This is a genomic window from Streptomyces sp. NRRL F-2580, from assembly GCF_000720115.1.
In the GTDB taxonomy this organism is placed as follows: domain Bacteria; phylum Actinomycetota; class Actinomycetes; order Streptomycetales; family Streptomycetaceae; genus Streptomyces.
In genome coordinates this window covers 23573-39983 of the sequence record NZ_JOIR01000034.1, presented here as the reverse complement: position 1 = coordinate 39983, position 16411 = coordinate 23573, and the positions used below count along the sequence as shown (strand labels likewise).

General features: G+C 73.9%; 16 protein-coding genes and 1 tRNA gene. 9 read left to right on the top strand and 8 right to left on the bottom strand.

What is annotated here, in order from left to right; genetic code table 11:
* Positions 1-5: 5 nt before the first annotated feature.
* Together IF88_RS0129985 and IF88_RS0129980 are read left to right on the top strand one after the other, a co-directional pair.
* Complete coding sequence (locus IF88_RS0129985) at positions 6-803, top strand: class I SAM-dependent methyltransferase (RefSeq protein ID WP_030719352.1); 798 nt, start codon at positions 6-8, stop codon at positions 801-803.
* Between the two features lie 233 nt (positions 804-1036).
* Positions 1037-1897: an RNA polymerase sigma-70 factor gene (locus IF88_RS0129980; RefSeq protein WP_030719348.1), complete on the top strand. Its 861-nt coding sequence runs from the start codon at positions 1037-1039 to the stop codon at positions 1895-1897.
* 124 nt (positions 1898-2021) lie between these two features.
* Here IF88_RS0129980 and IF88_RS0129975 read toward each other — a convergent pair whose 3' ends face one another.
* The 3 genes from IF88_RS0129975 to IF88_RS0129965 all read right to left on the bottom strand — a co-directional run bounded on the left by IF88_RS0129975 (position 2022) and on the right by IF88_RS0129965 (position 5163).
* Positions 2022-3638, bottom strand: a complete 1617-nt coding sequence (locus IF88_RS0129975; protein ID WP_030719345.1) for a sigma-70 family RNA polymerase sigma factor — start codon at positions 3636-3638, stop codon at positions 2022-2024.
* Between the two features lie 259 nt (positions 3639-3897).
* Positions 3898-4170: a hypothetical protein gene (locus IF88_RS0129970; protein WP_030719342.1), complete on the bottom strand. Its 273-nt coding sequence runs from the start codon at positions 4168-4170 to the stop codon at positions 3898-3900.
* A 204-nt stretch (positions 4171-4374) separates the two neighbouring features.
* Positions 4375-5163 carry an IclR family transcriptional regulator gene (locus tag IF88_RS0129965; protein ID WP_078893227.1) on the bottom strand — a complete coding sequence of 263 codons (789 nt, stop codon included), beginning with the start codon at positions 5161-5163 and terminating at the stop codon, positions 4375-4377.
* Between the two features lie 89 nt (positions 5164-5252).
* On the opposite strand from IF88_RS0129965, the gene IF88_RS0129960 reads away from it, so the two are divergent.
* Positions 5253-5882 (top strand): bifunctional 4-hydroxy-2-oxoglutarate aldolase/2-dehydro-3-deoxy-phosphogluconate aldolase, encoded by a 630-nt coding sequence (locus IF88_RS0129960; protein ID WP_234323744.1) that lies wholly within the window; start codon positions 5253-5255, stop codon positions 5880-5882.
* Between the two features lie 2 nt (positions 5883-5884).
* The gene (locus IF88_RS0129955; RefSeq protein WP_030719335.1) at positions 5885-6862 is read left to right on the top strand and encodes a PfkB family carbohydrate kinase; all 978 of its coding nucleotides are present in this window, start codon (positions 5885-5887) and stop codon (positions 6860-6862) included.
* A 603-nt stretch (positions 6863-7465) separates the two neighbouring features.
* Here the strand turns inward: IF88_RS0129955 and IF88_RS0129945 are convergent.
* Together IF88_RS0129945 and IF88_RS0129940 are read right to left on the bottom strand one after the other, a co-directional pair.
* Positions 7466-8800, bottom strand: a complete 1335-nt coding sequence (locus tag IF88_RS0129945) for a glycoside hydrolase family 18 protein (RefSeq protein ID WP_030719332.1) — start codon at positions 8798-8800, stop codon at positions 7466-7468.
* Positions 8801-8927: 127 nt separating this feature from the next.
* Positions 8928-9521: a hypothetical protein gene (locus tag IF88_RS0129940; protein WP_158754656.1), complete on the bottom strand. Its 594-nt coding sequence runs from the start codon at positions 9519-9521 to the stop codon at positions 8928-8930.
* Between the two features lie 197 nt (positions 9522-9718).
* On the opposite strand from IF88_RS0129940, the gene IF88_RS0129935 reads away from it, so the two are divergent.
* From IF88_RS0129935 to IF88_RS0129925, 3 genes are all read left to right on the top strand, one after another.
* The gene (locus IF88_RS0129935) at positions 9719-10453 is read left to right on the top strand and encodes an ankyrin repeat domain-containing protein (RefSeq protein ID WP_030719328.1); all 735 of its coding nucleotides are present in this window, start codon (positions 9719-9721) and stop codon (positions 10451-10453) included.
* A 54-nt stretch (positions 10454-10507) separates the two neighbouring features.
* Positions 10508-10581, top strand: a tRNA-Trp gene (locus tag IF88_RS0129930).
* A 76-nt stretch (positions 10582-10657) separates the two neighbouring features.
* Positions 10658-11410: an alpha/beta fold hydrolase gene (locus IF88_RS0129925; RefSeq protein ID WP_078893226.1), complete on the top strand. Its 753-nt coding sequence runs from the start codon at positions 10658-10660 to the stop codon at positions 11408-11410.
* 99 nt (positions 11411-11509) lie between these two features.
* Here IF88_RS0129925 and IF88_RS0129920 read toward each other — a convergent pair whose 3' ends face one another.
* Positions 11510-11959 (bottom strand): DUF732 domain-containing protein, encoded by a 450-nt coding sequence (locus IF88_RS0129920; protein WP_030719324.1) that lies wholly within the window; start codon positions 11957-11959, stop codon positions 11510-11512.
* Positions 11960-12269: 310 nt separating this feature from the next.
* Here IF88_RS0129920 and IF88_RS0129915 point away from each other — a divergent pair, with 310 nt between their 5' ends.
* Both IF88_RS0129915 and IF88_RS0129910 read left to right on the top strand, forming a co-directional pair.
* Positions 12270-12632 (top strand): hypothetical protein, encoded by a 363-nt coding sequence (locus tag IF88_RS0129915; RefSeq protein ID WP_051837792.1) that lies wholly within the window; start codon positions 12270-12272, stop codon positions 12630-12632.
* Between the two features lie 35 nt (positions 12633-12667).
* On the top strand, positions 12668-14155 hold the full coding sequence (locus IF88_RS0129910) for a hypothetical protein (protein ID WP_051837790.1): 1488 nt from the start codon (positions 12668-12670) through the stop codon (positions 14153-14155).
* A gap of 31 nt (positions 14156-14186) precedes the next feature.
* Here the strand turns inward: IF88_RS0129910 and IF88_RS0129905 are convergent, their stop codons facing one another.
* Positions 14187-14588: a VOC family protein gene (locus IF88_RS0129905; RefSeq protein ID WP_030719316.1), complete on the bottom strand. Its 402-nt coding sequence runs from the start codon at positions 14586-14588 to the stop codon at positions 14187-14189.
* 143 nt (positions 14589-14731) lie between these two features.
* The gene (locus IF88_RS0129900; protein WP_030719312.1) at positions 14732-16354 is read right to left on the bottom strand and encodes a N,N-dimethylformamidase beta subunit family domain-containing protein; all 1623 of its coding nucleotides are present in this window, start codon (positions 16352-16354) and stop codon (positions 14732-14734) included.
* Positions 16355-16411: the final 57 nt, after the last annotated feature.

The following is a 16411-nucleotide window of genomic DNA, read 5'->3' as shown; positions in this document are numbered from 1 at the left end:
GCCCCATGGCGGAGAGGCCGTCCGACGTATGGGCGGAGGGGCACGCCTACGAGCGGTACATGGGCCGGTGGAGCCGTCGGGTCGCCGAGGTGTTCGTGGCACGCCTCGGCGGCCGGAACGGTCTGCGGTGGCTGGACGTCGGCTGCGGCACCGGAGCGCTGACCCGGGCGGTGGCGGCCCGGTGCCGGCCGCGCGCCGTGGTGGGACTGGACCGGTCCCCCGGATTCCTGAGCGCGGCCCGGGCCGACGCGCCCGCGACGGCCCGCTTCGCCGTGGCCGACGCGTCGGCGCTGCCATTTCGCGACGCGGTGTTCGACGCGGCCGTCAGCGGGCTCGCCCTCAACTTCCTGGAACCACCCGGGCCCGCGGTCGCCGAAGCCGCCCGGGTCGTCCGCCCGGGCGGACTGGTCGCGGCGTACGTGTGGGACTACGCCGAGGGCATGGGCCTCCTGCGCCACTTCTGGGACGCCGCCGCCTCGGTCGATCCGGCGGCCTCCGCATGGGACGAGGGCCGACGGTTCCCGCTGTGCCGCCCGGGTCCGCTGCGCGCGCTCTGGAGCGGGGCGGGGCTGGTCGACGTGAGCGTCGCCTCCATCGAGGTGCCGACCGTCTTCAACGGTTTCGCGGACCTGTGGGAGCCCTTCCTGTCCGGCCAGGGACCGGCTCCCGGCTACGTCGCCACCCTCGCCCCCGCCGCCCGGGACCGGCTGCGCACCCGGCTCGCCGCGACCCTCCCCACCGGCCCGGACGGCTCGGTCCCCCTCGCCGCCCGCGCCTGGGCGGTCCGGGGCCGCCGCCCGTGAGACGCGGGTCACCCCGCACGGATGTCACATCAGGCGCCGGCCGCTTGTCCCCCGGGCATGGACGAGACGAAGAACGTGCTGCCGGCCGGTGCGGGGGCGGGTGTCCAACGCCAGGGCGAAGGCCGAGCCGGGATGGGCCCCGAGCCGCCCGGGCTGCGCCGAAGCCCTGCGCGCGCTCGCCGGCAGGTGAACCCCTCTTGATCGGGCAGGAGGCTGATGCCACGGTGTCGATCATGAATGATCACTTCGAGGAGCACCGGCGGCTGCTGTTCGCCGCCGCCTACCGCATGCTGGGCAGCGTCGCCGACGCCGAGGACATCGTGCAGGACGCCTGGCTCGCCTGGAACCGCACCGACCGGACGGCCGTCGAGCACCCACGGGCCTACCTGGTGCGCACCGTGACCAACCTGAGCCTGAACCGGCTGAAGTCGGCCCAGGCCGTCCGCGAGGCGTACGTCGGGCCGTGGCTCCCCGAACCCCTCCTCACCTCGCCCGACATCGCCGAGGAGGCCGAATTGACCGACACCGTCTCCATGGCGGTCCTGGTCGTACTGGAGACCCTGACCCCGACCGAGCGCGCGGTGTTCATGCTCCGCGAGGTGTTCGGGTACCCCTACGCCGAGATCGCGGAGGTCGTCGGCAAGTCCGAGGCGAACGTCCGCCAGTGCGCGCACCGCGCCCGCGAACACGTCCAGGCCCGGCGGCCCCGCTTCACCGCCGGCGCGGCCGAACAGCGGGAGATCGCCGAGAAGTTCCGCGCGGCCTGCGCGGGCGGCGACCTGGGCGAGGTGCTCGAACTCCTCGCCCCCGACGTCGTCAGCTGGGCGGACGGCGGCGGCGTCGTCACCGCCGCGCGCCGCCCGGTGCACGGCGCCGACCACGTCGCCCGCTGGTGGCTCGGCGTCCTGGCCAAACCCCAGGCCGCCGAGGGGGAGTTGTGCGTCGCCGAGATCAACGGCGAGCCCGGTCTCCTGCTCATCCTCGACGGCGTGAACATCGGCGCGATGACCTTCGAGGTCGTCGACGGCCGGATCACGGCGCTGCGCACCATCGTCAACCCGGAGAAGCTGCGCGGCCTCCAGCCGCGCCCCTGAACGGAGGCGGCGCCCCGCGGGGCGCCGCGCCCGAAGGCCTCGGGGCCGGAAAGGCTCGGCGCCCCAATGCCTCGGCGCCCCAAGGCCTCGGGCGCGAGAGCCGTGGCGTCGGTGGCCCGCGGGGTTACCGGGCTCCGAAGTTCTGCGTCCACCAAGGGCCGCCGGCACCCTGGTGGACGCCCACGCCGAGGTCCTTGAACGAGCAGTTGAGGATGTTCGCGCGGTGGCCCGGGCTCTTCATCCAGGAGTCCATGACCGACTGCGCGGTCTGCTGGCCCTTGGCGATGTTCTCGCCGTAGGTCGACCACCGGTAGCCGGCCGAGGTGGTCCGCTGCCCCGGGTCCGCGCCGTCAGGGTTGGTGTGCGAGAAGAAGTCCCGCGCCGCCATGTCGTCGGAGTGCCCCTGAGCCGCCGCACGCAGCTGCGGGTCCTCCTTGAGGGGGCCGCAGCCCGCGGCCGCCCGCTCGGTGTTCACCAGGGCGAGGACCTGCCCGGCCATCCCCGGCGGGGCCGGCGCCGGCTCGGGCGCCGAGGGGCGCGGGCTCGGCGAGGTGCTGCGGCTCTGTGTCGGACTCGGGCTCGCGGACGGGCTGGGCGAGGCGGAGGCCGACGGGGAGGGCGAAGGGGAAGCAGAGGGCGACGGAGAGGCCGGCTCCGAGGGGAGCGCGGACTCGGTCGCCGAGAGCGCCAGCGGGGCGGCCGGCGTGGCGCCGCCGTCCTTCGGCTGACCGGAACCGTGGAACCCCCCGAGGTACACCAGACCGCCGCCCGCGACACAGGCGGCGAGCACCGCACCGCCGATCACCCGGCGGCGGCCGCTGCGCCGGCGCTTGCGCAGCGCGCCCCGGCCACCGCCCGCACTGTCGACCGCAGTGAGCTGCGTCGCCGTGTCCGCGAAGCCCCCCTCGCCGCCGTCGGCGAAGGCAGCGGCCTCGGGGGCGAAGCCTGCCGCCCCGGCCGTCCGTATCCCTGCCAGCAGGGCCGCCGAGACCGGTACGAGGGCCAGCCCCGCCAGCAGTCCCTCGGCCGGAACCAGTCCGCTCCACAGACCGGAGCACCGTACGCACTCACGCGCGTGCCGGGCTATTCGCTTGCGCCACAGCGCCGAGGGCCGGCCGTCCCAGCCCGTCATCACGGCCCGCAGTTCCTCGCACGGCGGATTGGCCTCCAGCGCACGCACCACCACCCGTGCCGACTCCAGCTGGGCCTTCATCCGCTGGACGCGGACCGCCGTGTGCTGCGGGGACAGCTCCAGCGCGGAAGCCACCTCGGCCCGCGTCAGCTCGCCGGCGCACTCCAGCCACCACAGCGACAGCAGCGCGCGGTCCTCGGGCTCCAGCCAGCGCGTCGCCCGCGCCGCCTCGCGCCGCTGGCCCGCCAGGTTGAGGCGTACGACGGTCAGGTCGACGAAGTCGGCCCCCGGGTCGGCGATGTCGTAGGCCGCCTCCAGGGTGCTTTCGCCGAAGCCGCTCTGGCCGGCCTGCCAGTGCGCCCGCACCCGGTTCATCGCGATCGCCACCAGCCAGGACCGGAAGCTCTCGTCCGCGCGCAGGGCGCCCAGCCCGTCGAGCGCCCGCAGCATCGTGTCCTGCACCACGTCGTCCACGTCGCATGAGCCGTTGAGGGCCCGACCGACGATGTTGTAGACGAGCGGGAGGTGGGCGCTGACGAGCTCGTCCTGCGCGCGGGCGTCGCCCGCGCGGGCCGCTGCCACCAGCGCTGCCGTGTGCTGAGTACTCATGTGTTGTTCCCTGTCCGTACCGGCGGTCGATGATGCCCGATACATGGGAGACCGTCGACGGGGGCCCCGATAACACTTATCCCGAAAGTTTTCCGGGAAGCCGTTTCCCCGGCCTCCCGAGCGGGCCGTGCGGGCGAACGAGCGCGGAACCACATGGAAGCACGGACCCCGGCGGGAGGCGGCGCCGGGGCCGGGCGTGACGCGGCGCCGCCCTCGGGCCGGTCGGCCGAGGGCGGCGCTCGGTTCGGGTACGGCTCCGCTAGTTGAGGGCCACCTTGCAGGCGCTCACCGCGGTCCCGTTGGTCACGCTGCTCTTGGTCAGGCCGGTCACACACTTCTCGTGGTTGCCGGACTGTGCGTCGTAGCACGCCGTCCGGATGGCGGCCGAGGCTTCACCGCCCTGCAGTTCGCGTTCGACCTGGTTGATGCAGGCCGAGACGTCCGCGTGGGCGACGGGGGCCACGAGGGCCGCGCCACCGAGGGCGAAGGTCAGGCCGGTGAGGACACCTGCGATACGGGTCGACGTGCGCATGAAATGCACCTGCTCTCCGGCGATCGTCGCGCGCCCCGGGACCTGGTGCGTCGGGATCCGCGCGGGAACGGCGCCGAGCGCACGCGGTCGGTGTACGGCCACTGTGCCCGGGCCCCCGCACCGGACCGGCTCGGCAGAGCCTCCCCTTCCACCTTCGACGCTAGAGCAGCCCCCCGCGGCACGCACCCGCTGGGCCCGGGCCCGTCACAGCAGTGGAGACAGCGCCTCCGCGGCCGCGCGCAGGGCCGGCGCGTACGTCTCGATCTCCTCGCGGGAGACCAGGAACGTGACCGTGGTGACGCTGATCCCGCCGACAGGCCGTCCCGTCGGGCCCGGGATCGCGGCGCCGATGCAGCGGATGGTCGGCTCGTTCTCCTCGTCGTCCAGCGCGTGGCCCCGGGCGCGGACCGCCGCCAACTCCGCCTCCAGGGCACGCGCGGTGGTGAGCGTGTGCGGCGTCCGGCGCGGCAGTCCGGTGGCGGCGATCAGGTCCCGCACCTCCGCGGCGGGCAGGCGGGCCAGGATGCTCTTGCCGATCGCGGTCGAGTGCAGCGGCATGCGCATGCCGATCCGCGAGGCCGTCCGGAACGGCTGGTCGCCCTCCAGCTTGCGGATGTAGGTGATGGTCTCCCCGCTGTGCAGGGCGAGATGGACCGTCTGGCCGGTGGTGCGCTGGAGTTCGCCCAGGATGCGTCCGATGCTCGGCGGCTCCCCGCCGCCGACCAGGGCGGACAGTTCGCGCAGCCGCGGCCCGACCCCGTACCGGCTCTCGGCCTCCTGGCGTACGAAGCCCTGCTCGACCAGCGAGGCCAGGATGCGGAAGGTGCTCGACTTGGGCACCGCGGCCGCGCTCGCCACGTCGGTGAGCCGGTGCGGTCCGCCGGGGGCCGCGACCGCCTCCAGGACGCGCAGGGACTTCTCCAGCGCGGAACCGGCAGCGGAGGTCCGCCCGGCGCGCGGGCCGTCCGGGACTTCGTCCACATCCGTTGACACGGCAACTCCGGGGGTGGGTAGGGTCTAGACCAAAGGGTTCCGCTACACGATACGACGTTCCGCTACGTGGAACAACGGAGGTCATTTCCGTGTTCAGCCACCCGTACGAGGTGCTGGCGGGCCAGCGGCTGCTGCCGGTGCTGCGCGACGCCGACGCCGACGAGGCCGTCCGCCGCACCACCGCCCTGCTCGCCGCCGGCTGCCGCGCCGTCGAACTGACCACCTCCACCCCCGGCTGGGCCGAGGCCCTCACCCGCACCGCCCCCCTCGACGACGCGCACGGCCGACCCGCCCTCATCGGCGTGGGCACCGTCACTACCGCCTCCCAGGCCGGGACCGCCCTGGACGCGGGCGCCGCCTTCCTGATCTCCCCGTACCCGGCCCCCGAGGTCCGCGAGGTCGCCCGGCGCCGCCAAGCCGTCTTCATCGAGGGCGGGTTCACCCCCGGCGAGATCGCCGCCGCCGTCCGCGTCTCGGGCGCCGCCAAGATCTTCCCGGCCCACGTGGGCGGTCCGGGGTTCCTCCGCTCCCTCAAGGCGGTCCTGCCCGGGGCGGTGCTCATCCCGACCGGCGGGATCCGGCCCGCCCAGGTCCCCGACTGGCTGGCCGCGGGCGCGACGGCCGTCGGCATCGGCAACGGCCTGCCGGACGACCCGGGTGAACTGGCCGCCGTGTTCGCGGTCGTGGGTGCGGGAGCGGACGTGGCAGGGGAGCGCTGACCGTGCCCCGACGACCCGCCCCGGCCTACGACGTCCTCGTCCTCGGCGAGGTCCTCGTCGAGATCCACGCGGGCACCACCCTGCGCGAGGCCGCCGACGGCACCCCGGCCCGCATCTCCTACTCCGGTGACGCACTCAACGCGGCGGCCGCCGCCGCGGCGGCCGGGGCCCGGACCGCCCTGCTCGCGGTGGTCGGCGACGACGAGCTCAGCACCCCGCTGCTGCGCCGGGCCGCCGAACTCGGCGTGGACGTCGCCCACGTGCACCGCGCCCCGCACCCCAACGGCGCCTACCTGCTCTCCGCCGACACCGACGGCGACCGCGAGTTCGTCTACTGGCGCACCCGCAGCGCCGGTTCCACCCTCGCGCCCGCGCACGTCCACTCCTGGCGCGAACTGCTGACCCGCTGCGGGGCACTCATCACCAGCGGTATCACCGGCGCCCTGTCACCGAGCAGCCGGGGCGCCGTACTGGCCGCCGCACACCTCGTGCACGGGGCGGGCGGGTACCTCTCGTACGACCCCAACTTCCGCTCCCGGCTGACCGGCCGGGCCGAGGCCCGGGAGCTGCTCGCCCGGATCGCCCCGCTGACCGGGCTGCTCAAGACCTCCTGCCCGGCCGACGCGCAGGCCCTCGTCGACACCGCCGATCCGCGCACCGCCGCGGCCCGCTTCCGCGCGCTCGGGGCCCGTACGGTCGCGGTCACCGCCGGAGCGGACCGCCTGCTGCTGGACGACGGCACGCGGGCGGTTTACCACCCCGTGCCGGTGAACCCCGCGCCGGTGGACGCGACGGGCGCGGGCGACTGCTTCACCGGCACCGCCACCGCCCGGCTCGTCCTCGGCGACACCCTCGCGGACGCCGTGGCGTACGGCACGGCCGCGGCCTCCCTCTCGGTCTCCGGCCGTGGCGGCACCGGCCACGTCCCCGCCTTCACGGACACGGCAGCCCTGGCCGCCGCCCACCGCGCGGGCACATAGAGGAAGTCGGGCTCGGCGATCCAGCCGGCCGCCAGGACCAGCCGCGAGGCCCGGTGGACGGCCAGGAACCCGAACGGACGGTGGACGCGCACACGGCCCGGCGCACCCGCTACCTGGGCCGCGACGGCGGCGCGGAGCCGGTCCCGCGACGGCGGCAGTGACGGCCGCGGCCTCGAAGCCCTCGGCGTGCAACCTGGCCAGCGCGGACTGCCGGGCCGAACGATTCCCCGCGCGCCCGCTGGGAGCCTCGCCGTCCACCGTTCCTCCACCGGGAGTCCGGCCGCAGCCCACGGCCCGGTCGCCGTCCGCAGGCCTCGTACGTCGGCCAGTGCGGCCAGCAGCTCCCGGGCGGCCCCGCCTGCGGCCTCGCCGGGTATGCCCAGGGCGTGGGCCAGTTCGGGTGCGGGCCGGGCCGGCCGAGCCGTCCCGCCTGCGCGGCCCATCGCGTCGTCAGCCGGTTTCCGCCCGTACCGGCGGGTTCCTCATGCGGGGGAGCGTACGTGGAGGGGCGCCGCAGGGCCGGATCGATTTCCGCGGCCCGGCGGCGCCGGTCGGTGGCGCCGGCCCGTGGCGCCGGCCCGTGGGGTCGGCGGCAACCCGGGTTCAGTGCTCGCGCAGCCCTCTGTCCACGGCCGTCATCAGCTCGCCGTCGGCGGTGTCCGCGTCGAGCGACCAGAACATCGCGCCGCCCAGGCCGTGTTCGCGTACGTAGCCGGTCTTGGCGCGCAGCACCTGCGGGTCGTCGTACGTCCACAGGGTGGTGCCGTCGAACAGCCAGGCATGGCCACCGAGCCGGTCCCGGTGGACCTGGTAGGTGCCGGAGCCGGCCAGCGTCTTCAGCGCCTTGTAGTCCTCGTAACCGGCGGACCAGGTGGCCGGCGCCGGGCCCGTGGCGGGCTGCCCCATGCCGTCCCCTCCGCCGCTGACGCCGGTCCAGCCCTGCCCGTAGAACGGCATGCCCATCACCAGCTTGTGCGCGGGCGCGCCGCGCAGGCGCCAGGCGTCCACCGTGCCGTCGACGCTGAAGTCGCCCCGGGCGTAGAGCGCGGACTGCTGGGCGGTCTTCGGCTCGCCGGAGACGTGGAAGTCGTAGCCCTGCAGGGTCACGAAGTCGAGGTCGCGCATGATCCGGCGGACGTCGAAGCCCGCGTCGATCTTGGCGGGGGCGGTCGGGACGAAGGCGGTCAGCTCGTACTTCGTCTTCTTGCGCCGGCTCTTCGCGTACGCGTCGAGCTGGGTGCGGAACTCCTTGACGAGCTCGGTGAAGTTGCGCTTGTCCTCCGGCCGGAACGTGGTGTCGGCGTCGCCCGCGGAACCGGGCCACTCCCAGTCGAGGTCGATCCCGTCGAACACGCCGGCGGCCGCACCCGCACCGCCGCGGCTGCCGTCCTGCGGGAGGTTGCCCTTGATGTAGAGGTCGATGCAGGAGGCCACGAAGGCCTTGCGCGAGGCGGGGGTGAGGGCGGCGTCCGAGAAGTGGGTGGACCAGCTCCAACCGCCCAGCGAGATCAGCACCTTGAGGCCGGGGTGCTTGGCCTTGAGCTCGCGCAGCTGGTTGAAGTTGCCGGCGAGCGGCTGCTCCGGAGTGTCGGCGACCCCGTCGACGGAGTTCGCGGCGTCCAGCGGCCGGACGTAGTCGGCCCAGGCGTCGGCCTCGCCCGGCACGTTCCCCGTGAAGCACGTGCCTTGCGGGCTGACGTTGCCGAAGGCGTAGTTGATGTGGGTGAGCTTGCCGGCGGAGCCGTTCGCCTCGAGGTCCTGGACCTGGAAGTCCCGCCCGTAGACGCCCCACTGGGTGAAGTAGCCGACCTTCTTGTACGAGCGGGCGGGTCCGCTCGCCCCGCCGCCGCCGTCCGCACCGGCGGCGGGCGCGAAGGCGGTGAGCAGGGAGAGGGAACAGGCGGCGACGGCCAGTCTGCCGAGCATGCTGCGGCGCATGGGCTTCCTTTGCGGAGGCGGGGAACGGGCGTGAGCGCGTGCGCGGTGCATGCCGGAAACTATTGGTCTGGACCAGAGCGGTCAAGGGGGGCGGCCGAAACTCGCCCGCCGCCAGGCGGCGCAAGCCCTACGGGAGGCTCCACTGGCCGACGTCGTCGCCGAGGCCGGCGTTGAGGGCGAACTGGACCGCGACCGCGCCGGCGTCCTCGGGGAGCCGGAAGGTGATGAAGCCCTCCGTCGTGCCGCCGGGTTCGAGCGTGACGGTGTCGGGGAAGCTCGGGCCCGCCGTCGTGGGGACGTCGAGCCCGGTGAACCGCTGCCCGGTGGTGTCGAGGAGGTGCGCGGCCGGCGCGGGGGAATCCCGGTAGACGGCGGTACCGGTGTTCTCCAGCCGGAAGCGGACGGCGAGGAGCCGATCGGATCCGTCGGGGTCGGCCCCAGTCCCGCGCTCGGCCTCGGCCGTGGGGCCGACTGCCGGGCTCGCGGGGTCGACCACCTGCGTCAGCGTGACGTCGAGCCGCTGGCCGGGCTCGTTCCCCGCGAGGGAGATCGTCTCGCCGGAGCCGCCGGGGGCCGCGCCGAGCAGGGCGTTGGCGAGGAGGGCGAGCGCCACCAGGGCGCCGCGGAGGCGGCCGCGACGGCGCGTCGCAGGGCCCGGGCGGCGCGGGCGGCCCGTCTCCCGGCTCCGGGGCACGGACGAACCCCCCGTCGCACGGTTCACCCTGCTCACGATCCTCGCCGGCCGCGGCCCCCGCCACCCGCGCCGTCCCACTGCCCCGCCGCCCCGGGCCCGTAGGCTGGCCGCCACGCTCGGGAACGGCCGACGGACGGCCCGCGGACGGGCTGCGGAAGGCCTGCGGAAGTCCGGGAAATGGTGGCCCAGGGATGGCTCCGGAAGACCCCGGGGAAGGACGGTCCATGCAGTCCCTCGAATCCGGCGACCTGCTCGCCGTCGCCGTCACCGCCGCGATCCGGGGCGGCGACCTGCCGGACCTGCGGGACCTCCTGCACGCGCACCCGGGACTCGCCGCCACGCAGCTCGTCAAGCGCGGTGCCGCGGCCGGCGGGCACAGCCTGCTGCACATCGCCACCGACTGGCCCGGCCACTACCCCGACACGGCCGCGGTGATCCGTACGCTCGTCGAGGCCGGAGCCGACCCGGGGGCCCGCTTCGTCGGGGCGCACGCCGAGACCCCGCTGCGCTGGGCGGCGAGCAACGACGACGTGGCCGCCGTCGACGCCCTCGTCGCCGCGGGGGCCGATGTCAACGCCCCGGGCGCCGTCCTCGGCGGCGGTACCCCGCTCACGGACGCCTGCGGCTTCGGCCAGCGGCGGGCCGCGCGCCGGCTGCTCGTCCTCGGAGCCCGCCCCGACCTTCAGGACGCCGCCGCCCTCGGTCTGCTCGACGCGGTCGAGGAGTTCCTCGCAGCCGGCGCGTCCCCCGAGGGCGTCACCAGCGCCTTCTGGCAGGCCTGCCACGGCGGCCAGGTGTCCACGGCGCGCTGTCTGCTGTCCCACGGAGCGGACATCGACTGGATCGGCTACCACCGGCTCACCCCGCTCGACATCGCCCTGACGAGCGAGAACGCGGAACTGATCGACTGGCTGCGGAGCTCCGGCGCCCACACCGGCGAGCGACTCGCACCCGGTTGAGCGAGAAATACAGTGGATCTCCGGGTCGGGCCGTGCCAAGGTTGGTCCCACCGAAGGGGTGTAGCTCAGCTGGTCAGAGCGCCGGTCTCCAAAACCGAAGGCCGCAGGTTCGAATCCTGCCGCCCCTGCTGTCCAGTGCACGAAGCCGATGGTTTCTGCACCGGGAAAACGCCAGAGCCCCGCCGGGAGACCGGCGGGGCTCTCGTGCGGGGCGCTGAAGGGCAGGGCGTACTGGACTTCGACAGGCTGTACGAGGACGCTCTGGAGGTCACAGAACACATCCGGCGCCGGCTGGCCGTGGACAAGGTCGTACTGCTGGCGAGCTCCTTCGGTACGACTTTCGGACTCAGGCTGGCCCGCAGCCATCCCGAGCTCTTCTCGGCGTACATGGGCACGGACCAGAACATCCAGGAGGCGGGCCGGGACACCTCTGCCTACCGGGGCACGCTCGAGCGACTGCGGGCCGCGGGCAAGACCCAGGACGTGGCGAAGGTGGAGGTCATGGGGGCCGACCCGGGCCGCTGGAGTTCGGCTCAGCGTTCCACGTACGACAAGCTGTGCGCCAGCAGCGACCCGCTGAACCTGGACACCGTGAAGAAGGTGATCGTCGGTTCGCTGTGGCTGTCCCCTCTGTACTCGCTCGGCCGCATCAAGGCCTACTTCCAGGGCCAAGGCTTCTCCGCCCCCGTCACCGAGGGGACGGGGGCACTCGACGACTGGGCCGACGGCACCCGCTTCGAGCTGCCGTTCTTCATCTTCCAGGGCGCCCACGACGTCATCACCCCCGCGGCGCGGGCCCAGGCGTACTTCAACGCTGTCGAAGCCCCCGTCAAAGCGTTCGCGCTGATCGAGGACGCCAGTCACTTCGCGGCGCTCCGGCAGCCCGAACGGTTCCTGGAACTGCTCCTCACCCACGTCCGCCCCCTCGTCACCAGTGACAGCAAAGCGTCACTGTGAACCCTGATGGCCGCAGCCCTGTGGGTGGTGCCGCCCGGGGCCCTCGTTCCGGGCGGCCGTTCCCGCGTCCACCTGCACCGAGGTGGTCGATGGCCCCCGTCAGTACGTGGGGCAGAGATTGGTCTGTACGGCGGCGAGGATGAATGCGGCCTTGGTGGGGCCGAAGCCGTCCGGGTGGTTGGGGCCGATGAAACGCCTGTTGGTGGACTCGACGCGCTTGGTCGGGTCCTTCTCGTCCTTCATGGACTGGCACTGATTCAGGCCCCGGGAGATGGCTTTGTCGTCCTGGCCGTTGACGATCTCGGGGTCGATCTTGTTGAGCGCCGCGAGGTAGATGGCGCGCTGCTCGGGGGCGGGGCTGGGCGGGATGCCGGCGGCGGAGGCTGCGGAACTGGGGGCCTCAGGAGCCGCGCTTTGCCGGGCAGCGGGTGATGAGGCGGTCGGCCTGCCCTCGTCGCTCATGCCTGCGTGGTCCGCGTCCGCGTCCGCGCAGCCGGTGAGCGCGAGGCATGCGGCGGCGAGGAGGGTGACGGTGTGGTGTGTGCGCATCGCGCCACTCTGCCCGGACGCCGACTGCCATGGAGCGGCCGTGACAGGTCTGTGACGCGAGAGCCCCGCACGGTGGCGGGGCTGTCGGAGGTTTGTCTGGGTACGGGCCTAAGGGCGGTGTTGGACCTTGGCTGACACGGGGCCGTACGGGCCGTTCGGGCCTGCCGAAGACCCGGAACCGAGCGCCGGTTCGAATCCTCCCGGAGGGCCCACCCCGCTCGGCGTGCCGGACTCCGCGCGGCCGCGCAGGCTGGATGCATGGCCCAGTAAACGAAAGCCACCGGACCCATGGTGCGGGGAGGCGAGCCGGATGTGGGAGCGCTCGGATCGTAAGGAAGAACGGCACTGGGGCGTGCCGCCGCGGCCGCCGGACCACCTGCTTCCTCCCGGGGACGGCCGTCCCGTCGACGCGGCTCGGCGGACGGCGATCCTCGACTGGACGGTGAGCCAGTACGTCGCGACCGGCTGGCGGGTGGAGTCCCGCTCCCCGACGCAGGCGGTCCTCGTGCGCGGGCAGCCGGTGAACCATGTGCTCCACGCCATCCTGACCGTGTTCACCTGCCTGCTCTGGGGCATCGTGTGGATCGCGCTGGTGGTCGGAAACCGGGTCGAACGGGTGGCACTCACCGTGGAGGACGACGGGCAGCTGCAGGTCGTGCAAGGCCCTGGGTGATCCGGGGCCCCGGATCGCCGACTAAATTCTCCCGAATGGGGAGCACACGGGGGACCGGGGACGAGTGGGCCGGGCTGGAGTACGGGACAGCCGCCGCGGAACGGGCCCGTGAGGCCCTGGCGTGGAACCGTGCCGTGCCCGATCGGATCCTCGTGCGGCTCCTGGACACGACCCGGGGCCACCTGCTCTGGCGCCGCGACCTGCCCGAAGCCGTCCTGGACGCCGCCGTGGACCACCCCGAGTGGACGGTGCGCGCCCGGCTCGCGGAGACCCGGGTCCAGTGGGGGATGTCGGCCGAGCGCTGGTCCCGGCTGCTGCTGGCGGAAGGGGTCGGGCGACGGCGGTACGCCCTCCTCACGGTCGCGGTGGCGGCCGGGGCCCGGCTCACGGACGAGGCGTACGCGGTGCTCGCCGGGGACCCGTCCGGCGCGGTCCGGGAAGCCCTCCTCGAACTGCCCTCCGTACCCTCCGCCCTGGCGGTGGCCCTGACCGCCGACCCGCTGCCCGCCGTCCGCTCGGCGGCCTGCCACGCGGCCTGGCCGCACCTCGGTTCCGAGGCCCGGGCCGGGCTGAGCGCGGACCCGGTCGAGCGGGTACGGCTGGCAGCCGTGGTGGCCCGGCACGAGGAGGAGCCGATCACCGAGGCGGACTTCGAGGCCGTGAACGCCGCCCATGACATCGCCGGGCTCCGGCTGGACCGGGACCTCGCCGCACGTCTCTGCGCCGGCGCGGACCCGAAGCAGCGCAAGCGCCTCGCCGAAAACCCCTACCTGGACCCCGACCTGGTCGAGCTCCTCGCCGCCGACCCGGAGGGCGACGTACGCCTCGCGGTGTCCCTGCGGCCCGAGCTGACGGAGGAGCGGCGGGCCGCCGTGGACGTGGACATCGACCCGCGGCGGATGCGGCATCCGGTCCCGTGGGTGGTCGCGCTGCACGAGGACGAGGAGGCCGTGCGCCGCCTCGCGGCCTCCGGCCACGTACTGCTGCGCAGCAGCGTCGCCACGGCCCGGCGGCTCCCGCCGGACGTGGTGGAACGGCTGGCCCGGGACGAGGACCGGGTCGTACGCCTCTTCCTCGCCGAGCGCTGCGACGACGCGCCGGCGGACATGCTGCTGGAGGTGTGGCAGTGGTGGAACGGCAGCCTCTCCACCCCCGACCGGCCCTACGGGCACCCGAACTTCCCGCGGCGCTACCTGCTCCGCCACGCCGAGGACCCCCATCCGCGGCTGCGGCAACTGGCCCTCGACGACCCGGATTCGACGCCCGGGCTGGTGGAACGGTTCAGCCGGGACGCGGACGCGGAGGTCCGCGTGCGCGCCGCGGCCGACCCCAGGCTGTCGGCGGACTCGGCCGTACGGATGCTCGACGACCCGGACGGTGACGTACGGGCGACGGCCGCCCGGCATCCACGGCTGCCCGTGTCGGTCCTCATCGGGCTGCTCGGCGACGAGGAGACGGCGGGGGCGGCGGCGCTGAACCCCGCCCTGCCGGTGGCGGTCATGGACCGCATGACCCCCGCATGACCGCCACCGGTTCACGAGGTGGACCGGTGGCTCAGCCGTCGGTGCCCGGCTCCTGGTAGCCGTACGGGCGCGTGATGATCTCCATCCCGTGCCCCGCGGGGTCCGTGAAGTAGACGCCGCGGCCCCCGTCGTTGTGGTTGATCTCGCCGGGGTGCTTGCCGTACGGATCCGCGAAGTACGGGACGCCCGCGGTCCGGATCTTCTCGAACGCCACGTCGAACTCCTCCTCGGAGAGGAGGAACGCGTAGTGCTGCGGGGTGATGGACTCGGCCGGGATGGTCGCGAAGTCCAAGGTGACGCCGTTGGCGGTCTCGACGGGGATGAAAGGTCCCCACTCCTCCCCGACCTCAAGGCCGAGGACGTCCGCCAGGAATTCGGCGGACTCCCGGTTGTCACGGGAGTGGATGATCGTGTGGTTCAGTTGCACAGACATGAGTGAATGCCTCCGAAAGGCACATCACGGGCGCCTCCATGCCTCACCCAGCCGGTGACCGACACGCGATGCCGTGATCACGATCCTAGGCGCCCCGTCCGCGCGAAGTCCACCCCACCCCTCCGTCCCGGAACGCACCGGTGTCACGAACCCCCGTACACCGCCTTGACGTTGTCCTGTGCCGGATGCGACCGGCCCGCCGGGCCCTCGGCGAGCACCCGCAGGAGGTTCTCCGTCACCCGGGTGGTCAGCGCCCCGGACCGCGCGTCCAGCCCGTGGTTCCTCCCGCTGCGGCCGTCGCCCGTCGCGTCCAGGGCCTCCACCCACCGCATCGTGCCGGTCGCGAACACGCCCGCCCCGCTCGCCACCGTGTAGTACGCCGTGTCCTGGTGGCTGGGGCGGCCCTCGCACACCACGGGTGAGTGGGCCAGTATCTCGATCGGCCGCGGCGTCGGGAAACCGGTGTTGACCTTGTCGTACTCCACCCCGACCAGGTGCTCGAAGCGATCGCCGGCCCGCGCGCCGGTGCCCTCGAACAGCCAGTGGCCCGGGTTGGTCACTACGTACGGGGCGTCCACCGGATAGCCGTCGTAGATCACGCCGAGCAACGAGCTCTCCGGGTCCGCGCCGGGCGCCGAACGGAAGTCCACCGTCGCCGGATGGCCCCGCTTGAACCCCGGGTCCTGGTCGTAGGAGGACTTGTAGCAGACCAGCGTCCGGTCCGGCCCCAGGTCGGAGGCCTCCAGTCGGATCCGGCGGAAGCAGCAGTTCGCTCCCAGGACCGCGATGTTGGTGCCGGCGTCGCGGGCGGCAGTGAAGTGGGCCCGCTGATCCGGGGACCAGTATTCGTCGTGCCCGAGCGAGAGCACCGCGGCCGCACCCTCCAGCAGCCGCTTCTCCCGTGCCACGTCGGTCGTGGTCGCGTACGCCAGGGGTATGCCGAGCCGCTCGGCCAGCGCGATCAGGGGAGCCTCGTACACCAGGAACAGGCCCGCGCCGTCGTCGTACTCGTACGGCCGGTCGAAGGTCACGGCGAGCGAGCGCGAGGCGTAGCCGCCGCTGGGGCCGTCGTAGCTGCCGTAGCCGCCCCACCGGTTGTACGCCTGCCAGGTGGCCACCGCGTTGACCACGACCGTACGCCCGGCCGTCGCCGCAGACCGGACGGTCATGGGTACGAAGCGCTGCCCCTCGCCGCCCTGAGCGTCGAGCCGCAGCAGGTAGCAGCCCTCCGGCCAGTCCTTGGTCTCGACCGTGGTGGTACGGGCCCAGCGCGTGCGGACCATCCGCGTGCCCGGGTCCACCGTGTGCTCCGGCTGGCGCGCCCCCGGGAGGGCCTCGGAGCGCCACACCAGCCGGGCCCGGGCCCCGCCGTACCAGCCCATCCGGTAGGCGGAGACGGTGAACCGCGGCGCGGTGGTCGACACGTGCAGACCGAAGGACTCGCCGGGCAGCACACTGACCTTGTCCGCGAAGCCCTCGATGGCCCGCGCCGGCCCCGCCTTGGTGACCGGCCAGTCGGCGTGGCCCTGCTTCGCGTTCTCGGCCTTGACGTCGAAACCCTGCGCACTCGCCCCCGAGGGCTTCCCGCCCGGCGCCGCCGACCCGCCGGCCCCGCCCAGCCGGTCGGCGCCGTCGTCCCCGCCCCCGCAGCCTGCCACGGCGCCGAGCCCGGCAGCCGTGGCCGCCGCCGTCGCGATCGCGAGGAACCGCCGCCTGCCTGCGCCTTCGCCGTCACCGGCCGGTCCGGCTATGTGCTCCTGGTCCATGGTGGGCACGTTATGTCACCCTTGAGACCGCAACCTCACCACCCCCTCACCACTTCC